Genomic DNA, 11,825 nt, shown 5'->3' on the forward strand with positions numbered 1-11,825 from the left:
ACACGACCGGCGGATGCCGCCGGGTTCTTCTCAACTCAGCCGACCCACCACCCGGTGCGCTGGCCGCGATGAAACTGGATTGTCTTTTCCTCGGTATAATCCTCGACGGCGCGTTTGCCGAGTTCGCGTCCGAGACCGGACTGCTTGTAGCCTCCGAAAGGCAGCTCGGGATAACCTTCCATGAACGTGTTCACCCAAACGGTTCCCGAACGCACCCCACGCGCCACCGACATGCAGGTGTCGATGCTGGCGCTCCACACGCCCGCCGCCAAACCATAAGGCGTGTCGTTGGCGATGTGCAACGCCTTTTCAATCGATTCAAATGTCAGCACCGAGAGCACCGGGCCGAACACTTCCTCGCGGGCGATGGCCATCTCCTCGGTGACGTCGCGAATGATGGTGGGATCGAGATATTGGCCGACATTGGAGGCCAATTGCTTGCCTCCGCTGTAAACCTGGCTGCCGTCGCCTTCAGCGGCAGAAACATAGCCGGCCACCTTCTTCAGATGGTCGGACGAGATCATCGCGCCGACTTTGGTTTGGTCATCGAGCGGATCGCCGACCGTAACCCTGGCGGTAAGCGCCTTGACAGCGCTGAGAAAATCGTCGGCGATCGCCTCGTGCACGATCAGCCGGCTGCCGGCATTGCAGCACTCGCCGGCATTGAAGAAGCCGCCGAACACCGCCGCATCGGCGGCCGCTTCGAGGTCGGCGTCCGGGAAGACGACCTGACCGTTCTTGCCGCCGAGCTCCATCGAGACTTTCTTCAGCGATTGCGCGGCCGAGGCCATCGTCATCTTGCCGACGCGGGTCGAGCCGGTGAACGAGACCATCTCGACCAGGGGATGGCTGACCATCGGCGCGCCGACGTCGGCACCAAAGCCGGCCAGGATGTTGACGACGCCGGGGGGTAGGCCGGCCTGCATTAGGATATCGCCGAGCACAAAGGTCGACGCCGAGGTCATTTCGCTCGGCTTGACCACGGCCGTGCAGCCGGCGGCGAGCGCGAAGGGCAGTTTCTGGCTGACGATCAGGAACGGGAAATTCCACGGCGTGATGATCGAGACGACGCCGATCGGCTCGCGCAGCACGACGCCCAGCATGGCATCGCCGAGATTGGCATAGCTTTCGCCGTGCAGCGTGCGGGCGAGCGAGGCGGCGTAGCGCCAGATGTCGACGGCGCCGCCAATCTCACCGCGCGCCTGGGCGATCGGCTTGCCGGATTCCAGTGTATCGAGCCGGGCGATCTCTTCCAGCCGGCCCTCGATCAGGTCAGCCGCCTTGAGCAGGATCGCGGCACGCTCAGCTGCCTTCATGCGCGGCCATCGACCGGTCTCGAACGCCTTGTGGGCGGCCTGCACAGCGGCTTCCACTTCGGCCGCGCCGGCCTGCGCGTAGTGCGAGACGGTGAAGCCGTGGCCGGGGCTATTTCGAGCAATCGTGCGGCCGTCGCGGGCATCGACATGCTTGCCGTCGATCAGCAGTCTGTACGCTTTCGGTGCCGCAGCCGCCTCGGCCGGCATGGCGATCTTGAGGGGGGCGTTCATCTGTTTTCCTCTAGGATCTCGAAAAGGCTGGCTTCTGCTTGGCCTTGAAGGCATCGACGCCGGCCTTGAGATCTCCGGTCAGGGCGATGAAGCCGCTGGCCAGCGCTTCGGTGGCGGCGGCACTTTCCTCGCCTTCGGCGACCGCGATCATCAGCTTGGCGGCTTCGGTCGCCAGCGGGCCGCGCTCGGCGATCTTTTCCGCCCACGCCCTTGCTTCGTCGTATGCCTTGCCAGTCGCGACCACCCGGTCGACGATGCCCAGAGCGAGTGCCTCGGGGGCGAGAAAGATCTCGCCGCCGAGCGCCATGCGGCGCACCGTCTGCGCGCCGAAGCGGCGCACGGCGCGCTGCGTGCCTGACCAGCCGGGCACGACACCGATCGAAGTTTCAGGGAAGCCCAGTTTCACTTGTGTTTCCGCCACGCGGAAGTCGCAAGCCACAGCCAACTCCAGGCCGCCGCCCAGCGCATGGCCGGACAGGACGGCGATGGTCGGCTGCCGCAGCCGCGCCAAGCGGTCGAAGACGCGGTGGCCATAGCGCACCCATTGCACCTGGAAATCGGCGGCACTCATCCGCGCCCACGCCTCGACATCGCCGCCGGCGCAGAAGCCCTTGCCTTCGCCACGGATGAGCACGACGCGCACGCCGTCGGCCGCTTCCGCTTCGTCGAGCGCTGTTTCGAGCGCGCGAAGCATGGGGATATCCAGTGCGTTGAATTTCTCCGGCCGGCGCAGCGTGACGATGCCGAGGGCGCCATCCTGTTTGAAGGTGACGAGAGGCTCAGCCATGCGCGCCTCCGAGCGAGGCGCCGCCATTCAGTGACAGGCCTATCGGTTGCTCCTGATAGAGGGCTGCCGGTGTCGTCTTGAGGTCCTTGGCAACGCCCAACGGGATTTCCGACTGCGCCAGCACATCGCGCTGTAGATCGATGCCGGGTGCGAGTTCTGTGACGACCAGGCCCTCCGGCGTGAGCCTCATCACGCAGCGCTCGGTGACATAGGTGATGTCCTGCCCCTGCGCGACCGCGCGCTTTCCCGAAAACGAGATGTGCTCGACCTCGTTGACCACCTTCTTGACCTTGCCCTCCTGCTCGATGCGGATACCGCCATCGGCCAGAGACAGCTTGGCGCCGGCGTTGAAGAAGCCGGAGAAGACGATCTTCCTCGCCCGTGCGGTGATGTCGACAAAGCCGCCGGCGCCGGCGGTGACATGCGGGCGCGCCGAAAGCTTCGAGACATTGACCGAGCCATGGCGATCGATCTGCAGGAAGGACAGCAGCGAAGCGTCGAAGCCGCCGGCCTGGAAATAGATGAACTGGTGCGGCGAGGGCATGAAGGCGTCGGCGTTCGACGAACAGCCGAATTTGAAGTCGAGCAGCGGCACGCCGCCGACCGCGCCCTGTTCGATCACCCAGGTAATCTTGCCGTGCTGTCCTTCCTCGAGAAGGATGCGAGGGACATTGGCGGAAATACCGAAGCCGATGTTGACGGCCATGCCGTCGCGCAACTCCATGGCGACGCGGCGCGCGATCACTTTCTGGACGTTCATCTCCGGCGTGCGGAAGCTCGACAGCGGCCGGAAAATTTCTCCGGAGATGGCCGGGTCATAGGGTGTCAGCGTCGTCTGCAACTGGTCGGGCGCGACGACGATGTGGTCGACCAGGACGCCTGGCACGCGCACATCATGCGGTTTCAGCGTGCCGTTTTCGACGACGCGCTTGACCTGCGCGATAACGATGCCGCCATTGTTGCGGGCGGCGAGTGCCTGTTCGAGGCCGCCGAGATAGGCACCCTCATGCTCATAGGTGAGGTTGCCGCGCTCGTCGGCTGACGTGGCGCGGATGATCGAGACCTGCGGCACGATGGAGCGGAAATAGAGCCATTCCTCGCCGTCGAACTGCTGCACCGAAACGATCGGCTCGCTGGCGGCGGCGTTCATGGCGCAGCCCTGGTGGCGCGGGTCGGCGAAGGTGTCGAGACCGACCTTGGTCAGCACGCCCGGCCGCTTGGCGGCCGCTTCGCGGTGCATGTCGAACAGGATGCCGGACGGCACGTTGTAGGCGGCGACCGAATTGTCGCCGATCATCTTCCAGATCTGCGGCGGTTCGGAAGAGGAGGGGCCGGACGGGTAGGAGCCGCACAAAGTACGCTTCAGCAGGCCGGGCTTGGCCAGATGGTCGATGCCTTTGATGCCGTACATGTCGCCGGCGGCGATCGGGTGAAGTGTGGTGATATTTTTTGGGTGGCCTTCCCCATCGAAGCGTTCGCCGATCGCGGCAAGCACCGCGTCCGGACAGCCGAGACCGCTCGACGACGACACGGATACGACCATGCCGTCCTTGATCAGGCCCGCTGCCTGCGCTGCCGAAACGACCTTGCTCAATTCATGCTCCCCGAACCGGCCGTCCTGTTTCGGGTGCGGCGATCCGGGCCACAGCTTTCCCTGACGACCAGATTGACCGCGCCGATATGGTCCTCGGCCCGCGTGGTGCGCGACTGGATCATTTTCAGCATGACATGGGCGGCGCGTTCGCCGAGGCCGGCCGAGTCCACCGCGACGCTGGTCAGCGCCGGCATGTAATGCTCGGCCTCGGCCACGTCGTCGAAACCGACGATGGCGAAATCAGTTCCCGGCTCAAGCCTACGCTTGCGCAGCGCCAGCATGGCGCCAAAGGCGACAGCGTCGTTGAAGCAGAGCGCCGCGGTCGGCGGCTCAGCCATAGCGAGAGCGGTTTCCAGGCACGCTATACCACCTCTGCGGCTGGTCTCGCCCTCGACGACAAGTGCATCGCGGGCGGCGATGCCCTGCGTCTCGCAGGCTTCGCGAAATCCGCCAAGCCGCTCGTGATAGACCACGAGATCGGACGAGCCGCCGAAGAAGACCAGTCGGCGATGTCCCTTGCCGATCAGATGAGCGGTGGCGAGATAGGCGCCGCGATGATTGTCGGGCGCGATCACCGGGATGCGGCTCTCGGGAAGCCGGCGCATGGCGAAGACAACCGGCAGACCCGCCGTCTCGATCCGCCTGAAGGCGCCCGGCGTCGTGCCGCGAGCCGGCGAGACGATGAGACCGGCGACGCCTTGCTCCATCAGCGACTTCAGCACTTCTTCCTGGCGCACCGGGTTTTCCGCCGTGTTGGCGATGAACGGCACGATGCCGGCCGACTGGAAGACGCGCTCCATGCCGACCGCCAGTTCGGCGAAGAAAGGATTGGTGAGATCGTTGATGACCATGCCGATGACGTTGGAGTGCGCCTTGCGCAGATTGGCGGCGCCGCGGTTGTAGACGTAACCGACATCCTCGATCGCCTTGCGCACCTTGCTCGCTGTTTCGGGCCGGATCAGTCCGCTGCCCTGGAGCACGAGCGATACCGTCGATTTGGACACGCCTGCTTCGCGGGCGATGTCGAATATCGTCGCCTTGGCCCGGTTGGCCATCCAGATGCATCCTCCTCGACTTCAGGGTCCAAAGTATTGGAACGTTCTAATCTCTGCTCCGTTCGTGAGTCAATCGGGATTTTCCCCACGCCTCGAATGCCAATTGTGCGTACTCAAATGGCTTGCTTCATAGGGCTTTGTGTTGCAATGCAGCATTCTTCCTGCCGTGGAGCCTGAATCTTAAAGGTTCTTGATTTATTGGAACGTTCCATTTAGTAGCGTTGCGAAGGAGAGATCGATGGACATTTCCTTGCCTGGTGAGGGTGGCGGCAGCACCCGGTACACGCTGGTCGGCGAACCGGTGCAGGCGATGATCGGCGCGCGATTTTCGCGTATTGCCTATGCCGCCGCGCACGTCGTTGCCGATCCGCTCGCCCTGACCGATCCGTGGTCCAGACCGGCAGTCGACTGGGACAGGACGATGGCGTTCCGTCACCATCTGTGGCGGCTGGGCTTCCGCATCGCCGAAGCGATGGACACGTCGCAGCGCGGCATGGGCTTCGACTGGGCAAACGCACAGGAATTGATCCGCCGTTCGATCGCCGAGGCGCGCACCGTCGATGGCGCCGATCTCGCCTCGGGTGCCGGCACCGACCATCTGGCGCCCGCCGCCGCCAGGACGCTGGACGATGTGATCGCCGCCTATGAGCAGCAATTCGCTTTCATCGAAGGCTTGGGCGGCAAGGCGATCATGATGGCCAGCCGGGCACTGGCGGCAGTGGCCAAGGGGCCGGACGACTATGTCGGCGTCTACGACCGCATCCTGTCCCAAGCATCCGGCAAGGTCATCCTGCACTGGCTGGGCGACATGTTCGATCCGGCGCTCAGGGGCTATTGGGGCAGCGAGAATTTCGAGACTGCTCTCGATACAGTTGTTGCCATCATCGAACGCCACGTTGGCAAGGTGGAGGGGATAAAAATCTCACTGCTCGATGCCGGCAAGGAGGTCGCGCTGAGAAACCGTCTGCCGGACGGCGTCGTCATGTTCACTGGCGACGATTTCAATTATCCCGAACTGATCGCCGGCGACGAGAAAAGACACTCGCACGCACTGCTCGGTATTTTCGATGCGATTGCGCCGGTCGCCAATGCAGCGCTGGCGAAACTGGCGGAGGGTGACCGCGCCGGCTATGACACATTGATGGCGCCGACCGTGCCGCTATCGCGAAAAATCTTCGAAGCGCCGACCGAGTACTACAAGGCCGGCATCGTCTTCATGGCCTGGCTGAATGGCCATCAGGACCATTTTGCGATGGTCGGCGGCATGCAGTCGGCGCGCGGCATCCGTCACTATGCCGACGTGTTCCGCCTTGCCGACCAGGCAGGATTGCTCGCTGATCCCGATCTGGCGGTAGCCAGAATGAAGAGCCTTTGCACCGTCGCGGGCATCTGAAGCGCGGAAAGGCTGACCGGTCGAAGAGGACGCGTCGCCACGCGATTGCTGCGCCTGCCCAGGTGTTTCCGCTGTCGAACGACCGCGAGGGTGGTTTTCGCGTCACCAATTTTCTTGTGAACCAATTTCTCTCGAGGCGCGACCAAGCGATGTGTCCAAACATGGTCCATCAAGGAGAACGTCTGATGTTTACTGTTTCAAGAAACGTCCTTTTGGCCGCCATCGCCGTTTCGGTGCTGGCCGGCTGCAAGACAACCGCTCCCAGGGAATGCGACAAGCTGAAGCCTGGCGTCACCTACAACGGCAAATGCTGCGGTCTCGGAGAGCCTTGTCGCGAAGGCAAGGGCGGCGGCGACAGGCCGGGAAATACGCCTGATCCAGCGCCGCAATGATCTGATCGAGTGCGGCCCGTTCCGGTCAAACGCCGGGACGGGCGCGTTGCGCTCGAAAAACTCGCCAGTGTCCAGCTTCCCTTGGGCGAACGAAAATTGTCCAGCTCGGGCGAGCGGGCCAGGATGCCGATTCAAGTCTGATCGTCTGGTTGGATGGTGGGCGTGACAGGGATTGAACCTGTGACCCCTGCAATGTCAATGCAGTGCTCTCCCGCTGAGCTACACGCCCATCCGAAGCCGCGCATACACCATTTTTGATCCAGCGCGTCAATAGCAGGAAAAAGGAAAGAAGGCGTCGTCTCGCCGCAGTGGCGAAGAGGCGCGGCGCCTTGCCTAGAAAACGGCTCAGGCCGCCTGCAGCATCTTCTCGACCTCGTTGACGAGGTCACGCAGGTGGAAGGGCTTCGACAGCACCTTGGCGTCTTTCGGCGCCTTGGAATCCGGGTTCAGCGCAACGGCGGCGAAACCGGTGATGAACATGACTTTCAAATCAGGATCGATCTCGGTGGCGCGCCGCGCCAGTTCGATGCCGTCCATCTCCGGCATGACGATGTCGGTCAACAGCAGCGAGAACGGTTCCTCGCGCAGCCGCTCATAGGCGCTGGCGCCATTGTCGAAATCGCTGACCTGGTAACCGGCGCGCTCCAGCGCCTTGACGAGGAACCGACGCATATCGTCGTCGTCTTCCGCCAGAAGAATGCGTGCCATGATATCCCGTCCGAATCACCCGCCCGAGATTGCCGTTGGGCAAGCCCGTTAACCATCCTGTATATGAGGAGGTGAGGGTAAACATCAAGTGAACGCGGACGGCGATGATCCATATTTGCCAGGGCGCGTGCTGCCGCTGAAATGCTGGACACGCGGCCTGCAAGGTGACACTTTCACATCATGATGCACTGGTGTTTTCGGGTTCGCTCAAATTGAAGACGGCAGCCGAGGATTTTTCGGTCTTTCCACCCTTCGAAATCCGGTCGGGCGCCGAGCAGCGCGTCCCCTTCCTCTTCAACTCGCCGCATAGCGGCCGCTACTATCCCGAACGCTTCCTGGCCATGGCAAGGCTGGACCGCAATGCCATCCGCCGGTCGGAAGACTGTTACGTCGATGAGCTGTTCGGCGGCGCCGTGGCGCTAGGCGCGCCGTTGCTGGCAGCGAATTTTCCGCGCGCCTATCTCGACGTCAATCGCGAGCCGTGGGAACTCGATCCGCGCATGTTCGCCGAGCCAGTGCCGTCTTTCTGCAACATCCGCTCGGCGCGGGTGGCCGGCGGGCTTGGCACGGTGCCGAAGCTGGTGGGCGAGGGGCTCGACATCTATTCCGGTCGCCTGCCTCTGGCCGAAGCCGTTGCCCGCATCGAGGCCGTCTACAAGCCCTATCACGAGACACTGAAGCGGCTTTTGACCAGGACCCATGCGCGGTTCGGTTTTGCCGTGCTGATCGACTGTCATTCGATGCCGGCGAGCATCCGTGTCGGCGACAGCGGTCTGCGGCCCGACTTCATCATCGGCGACCGCTTCGGCATCTCGGCAACCGCCGCCCTGACCGAGACCGCGATCGGCCTGCTCAGCGCCATGGGCTATTCGGTTGCCCACAACAAGCCCTATGCCGGCGGCTTCATCACCGAGCATTACGGCCGCCCGGCGCGCCATCTGCATGCGCTGCAGATCGAGGTCAATCGCGGGCTCTACATGAACGAGCGGACATTCGAGAAGGCCGCCGGCTTCGATGCGCTGGCCGATGATCTGACGCGGTTCTCAGCCGACCTGATGTCGATGCCCGACCATCATTTCATCGACCTGCCGCTAGCCGCCGAGTGAGCGACCGGCCGTTGGCCGCAGAGTGAAATCGCGGCGTAAAAAAAGACCGCATCGTTTGCACGATACGGTCGAAGTCTAGGGAGGAAACGCCCAAGGAGGGCATGGACAGGAAACCCTGTCCGAGATCAAGGGTATTGTGCGCTGCACAAATGTCAAGCGACCTTGAGGCTTTTTTAATTCACTCTGATGTGGAAATTGCGTTTCGACGACGCTCGTGTGACATCCGGGCAACAGATGCCGTCACGGAAAAGTCGTCGAACACTCTTGTTTTGGTACGAAATTGGCGGCAGAGCACGGCTCGGACATGCTGCAGTGCGGGAGAATCAGTTGGACATCAGTGTCGGTTTCATGCGCCGCATCGCGCAGGTGGCAGCGGCGGAGACCTTGCCGCGCTTTCGCAGCCAAGGTGCGGTCGCCAACAAGGAACAGGGCAGTTTCGATCCGGTCACCGAGGCCGATCGCGAGGCCGAGCGCGCCATCCGGGCGCTGATCTCTGCTGAGTATCCCGACCATGGCATTCTTGGTGAAGAGCATGGCAGCGAGAACATTTCGAGCCGGCATGTCTGGGTGATCGACCCGATCGACGGCACGCGCGCGTTCATTTCCGGCCTGCCGGTGTGGGGCACACTGGTCGGGCTGACGATCGACGGCGACGCCGTTGCCGGCATGATGGCGCAACCCTTCACCGGCGAGCTGTTCTACGCCAACGGCTCGGGCTCCCATTATGAGGGGCCAGGCGGGCCGCGAAAACTGACGACCCGCAAGACGACGAAGTTGGACCAGGCGACGCTGTTCACCACCACGCCGGCCCTGTTCAAGGGCGAGGCGCGCAACCGTTACGATGCATTCGAAAGACAGATCCAGCTCGCCCGCTACGGCGCCGATTGCTATGCCTTCGCCATGATCGCCTCGGGAAGCGTCGACATCGTCGCCGATCCCGGATTGAAGCCCTACGACATCGTGGCGCTGATCCCGATCATCGAAAAGGCAGGCGGCGTCGTCACCACTTTCGATGGCGGGCCGGCGGAACAGGGCGGCGATGTGCTCGCGGCGGCGACGCCGGAGCTTCATGCCGCCGCCATGGCCGCCTTGCGCGGCTAAACGAGCGTCCGCTGCCATTCAGGTGATGCCGACCGCTTGAAGCAGTCGTTTTACTGCCGGCGGCACCCCTTGGGGAGCGGGCCAGCGACCGGCGCCTGTCAGGCTGTGGGGTCGTCGCTCCCGGGAATGAAGGCGTCGAAAGCGGCGAGCAATTGCTCGCGGTAGATGTCGGCTTCCTGCAGGATTTCGTGACGGGAGCCATCGATCATCAGCAGCGAACCGAGCCGCAGACGCCTGGCGTAGGTTTCCACGGCCCTGGTCGAGACGACCTGGTCGGCGCCGGCGGCGATTATCAGCAGGGGGACCTGAATTCCTGCCATGAAGTCGGGGTCGCTGACAGCTTCGGAGGCTTTCGCGGCTGCCCGCAGCCAGCGGATCGTCGGACCCCCAAGCGCCAGTTGCGGATGTTCTTCGTAGATCCGCGTGTTGCGCCGATAGCGCTCCGGGTCCGATGTCAGCTTGTTGGTCTCGAAAGGGGCCGTTGCCCTCGGCCGCGGACCCCAGGCGGCGTAGAGCCGGCCGAGGCCGATAGCGCAGAACAGGGAACAGACGCGGCGAACCGTCGAGATCGAGACCGGCAGGTCGGGCAGCGTCAGGAAGGGCGCGATCAGCACCATGCGCCGGATGCGGTTCACCATCGATGGGGCGGCAAGCAGGGTGATCAAGGCACCTGCCGAATGGGCGAGGATGTAGTACGGTCCGCGGCAATCGGGCAGCACGATCTCCTCGAAGAACTGTTCGAGGTCGGCGGTGTAGTCGCGGAAGCTGCTGACGTAGCCGCGCTGGTGATCGTGGATCAGCCGGTCGGAATCGCCTTGGCCGCGCCAATCGAGCGTGGCGACCCCAAAGCCGCGATCGGCAAGGTTGCGGATGGTTTCGAAATATTTCTCGATGCACTCGTTGCGGCCGGTGAGCAGGACCACGGTGCCCTTCATCGGGCGAGCGACCGCGCCGAACAGGCCGTAGCGGATATTCTTGCGGTCACGCGTGGTGAAGAAGCCGCCGGTGGCATTTTCCGGCCGCGGATTGCCCTCGACTTCGTGAAAAAGGGAGTTTTCGGTGAAAAGATCCGTCATTCGGCGCTTCGTGCTCGGCGTCTCGCATGCCCGCCTGCGCTGGCCGGCTCCGCTAAGGTGATAGACGCCCATGCGCCAAAAGCCAAGGAATTCCCGGTGAAGGGGAGGCTGCACCAGGGAAGGCCGGAAGCCGCTCGAAAGCGTGCTTCCGGCCTCTGTCGATCCGGGAGGAAGGGACGTTACACCCGGTCGGCCTCGTTGCGGTGCCTGTTGTGCAATCGGCGCCGCCAGTCCTTGATCCTGGAATGGACTTTAGCGCCGGCTGCCTGAACGCGCGCCGAAGTGCCGGTTCATCTGCCGTTCATCAAGGGTCCGGGCGCCGTGGCTTTTGCCGCCAGGTGAAATCTTGAAATGCTTTCCAGCGCTCCCCAAATGTCTCGTGCGGTCGCCAATGTCGGGGCCGCTGGCCCACCCGAAACGCCGCTCAAGGGTTTCGCACCGGCCATACGCAAACCATGTTGCTCAACAGGAGAACACCTCATGCGTCACGTTGATTTTTCCCCGCTTTATCGCTCGACCGTCGGCTTCGATCGTCTCTTCACGATGCTCGATTCGCTTGCGCAGCCGGATGGCGCGCAGACCTATCCGCCCTACAACATCGAGCGCACCGGTGAGGATTCCTACCGGATCTCGATGGCGGTTGCCGGCTTCTCGGACGAGGAAATCTCGATCGAAGCCCATCGCAACGTGCTGACCGTGAAGGGTGAGCGCAAGGACGAGGGCACCGGCGAAGGGTCCGAGCTGCTCTATCGCGGCATTGCCTCGCGGGCCTTCGAACGCCGCTTCCAGCTTGCCGACCACGTCGAAGTTGTCGGTGCTTCGCTGAAGAACGGCCTTCTGTTCGTCGACCTCAAGCGCAACATCCCCGAGGAGCTGAAGCCGCGCAAGATCGCCATTACGGCGTCTTCTGCCAAGGCCAAGCAGATCGAGGCCAAGACCGCTGCCTAAATACAAGTCTCCTCCCGAACGGAAGCGGGGGCGGGCGGCCGCCGGCTGGTTTTTTTTGTGGGTGTAAGTTTTTGAAGTAACAAAGTGAAAAAAAAAAAGAGAGAAAAAGAGGGGTGGT

Annotated in this window: 11 protein-coding genes and 1 tRNA gene; 5 read left to right on the plus strand and 7 right to left on the minus strand. The window is 63.1% G+C overall.

The genetic code is table 11. From position 1 onward, the window contains the following. Positions 1-35: 35 nt before the first annotated feature. Genes NKJ11_RS13975 through NKJ11_RS13990 form a run of 4 tightly spaced genes read right to left on the minus strand, consistent with a single transcriptional unit; the run spans position 36 to position 4,983 of the window. Entirely contained in the window at positions 36-1,547 is a 1,512-nt protein-coding gene (locus NKJ11_RS13975; RefSeq protein ID WP_352440929.1) for an aldehyde dehydrogenase family protein, read from the minus strand. 10 nt (positions 1,548-1,557) lie between these two features. Next, on the minus strand, positions 1,558-2,334 hold the full coding sequence (locus tag NKJ11_RS13980; protein ID WP_128303133.1) for an enoyl-CoA hydratase/isomerase family protein: 777 nt from the start codon (positions 2,332-2,334) through the stop codon (positions 1,558-1,560). Further along, positions 2,327-3,928, minus strand: coding sequence for an acyl CoA:acetate/3-ketoacid CoA transferase (locus NKJ11_RS13985; RefSeq protein ID WP_128303132.1), 1,602 nt, complete (start codon positions 3,926-3,928; stop codon positions 2,327-2,329). The genes NKJ11_RS13980 and NKJ11_RS13985 overlap by 8 nt, the downstream gene beginning before the upstream one ends. Then, a complete protein-coding gene (locus tag NKJ11_RS13990) occupies positions 3,925-4,983 on the minus strand; it encodes a LacI family DNA-binding transcriptional regulator (RefSeq protein ID WP_023810081.1) in 1,059 nt (352 codons plus the stop codon). The genes NKJ11_RS13985 and NKJ11_RS13990 overlap by 4 nt, the downstream gene beginning before the upstream one ends. A 238-nt stretch (positions 4,984-5,221) precedes the next feature. Here NKJ11_RS13990 and NKJ11_RS13995 point away from each other — a divergent pair, with 238 nt between their 5' ends. Together NKJ11_RS13995 and NKJ11_RS14000 are read left to right on the plus strand one after the other, a co-directional pair. After that, positions 5,222-6,376: a dihydrodipicolinate synthase family protein gene (locus NKJ11_RS13995; RefSeq protein WP_352793541.1), complete on the plus strand. Its 1,155-nt coding sequence runs from the start codon at positions 5,222-5,224 to the stop codon at positions 6,374-6,376. A gap of 185 nt (positions 6,377-6,561) precedes the next feature. Then, positions 6,562-6,768, plus strand: a complete 207-nt coding sequence (locus NKJ11_RS14000; RefSeq protein ID WP_023810079.1) for a hypothetical protein — start codon at positions 6,562-6,564, stop codon at positions 6,766-6,768. Positions 6,769-6,922: 154 nt separating this feature from the next. Here NKJ11_RS14000 and NKJ11_RS14005 read toward each other — a convergent pair. Further along, positions 6,923-6,997 (minus strand) — tRNA-Val (locus NKJ11_RS14005). 116 nt (positions 6,998-7,113) lie between these two features. Next, positions 7,114-7,476 carry a cell cycle two-component system response regulator CpdR gene (gene cpdR, locus NKJ11_RS14010; protein ID WP_006199474.1) on the minus strand — a complete coding sequence of 121 codons (363 nt, stop codon included), beginning with the start codon at positions 7,474-7,476 and terminating at the stop codon, positions 7,114-7,116. Between the two features lie 164 nt (positions 7,477-7,640). Here cpdR and NKJ11_RS14015 point away from each other — a divergent pair, with 164 nt between their 5' ends. Together NKJ11_RS14015 and hisN are read left to right on the plus strand one after the other, a co-directional pair. Beyond that, the gene (locus NKJ11_RS14015; RefSeq protein ID WP_352760628.1) at positions 7,641-8,582 is read left to right on the plus strand and encodes an N-formylglutamate amidohydrolase; all 942 of its coding nucleotides are present in this window, start codon (positions 7,641-7,643) and stop codon (positions 8,580-8,582) included. A gap of 327 nt (positions 8,583-8,909) precedes the next feature. Further along, complete coding sequence (gene hisN, locus NKJ11_RS14020) at positions 8,910-9,683, plus strand: histidinol-phosphatase (RefSeq protein WP_023810077.1); 774 nt, start codon at positions 8,910-8,912, stop codon at positions 9,681-9,683. 98 nt (positions 9,684-9,781) lie between these two features. Here the strand turns inward: hisN and NKJ11_RS14025 are convergent, their stop codons facing one another. Continuing rightward, on the minus strand, positions 9,782-10,759 hold the full coding sequence (locus NKJ11_RS14025) for an alpha/beta fold hydrolase (RefSeq protein ID WP_352793543.1): 978 nt from the start codon (positions 10,757-10,759) through the stop codon (positions 9,782-9,784). Between the two features lie 480 nt (positions 10,760-11,239). On the opposite strand from NKJ11_RS14025, the gene NKJ11_RS14030 reads away from it, so the two are divergent. After that, the gene (locus NKJ11_RS14030; RefSeq protein WP_013529716.1) at positions 11,240-11,707 is read left to right on the plus strand and encodes an Hsp20 family protein; all 468 of its coding nucleotides are present in this window, start codon (positions 11,240-11,242) and stop codon (positions 11,705-11,707) included. The last annotated feature ends 118 nt before the right edge of the window (positions 11,708-11,825 follow it).

Source organism: Mesorhizobium sp. M0243 (assembly GCF_040321775.1).
Lineage (GTDB): Bacteria > Pseudomonadota > Alphaproteobacteria > Rhizobiales > Rhizobiaceae > Mesorhizobium.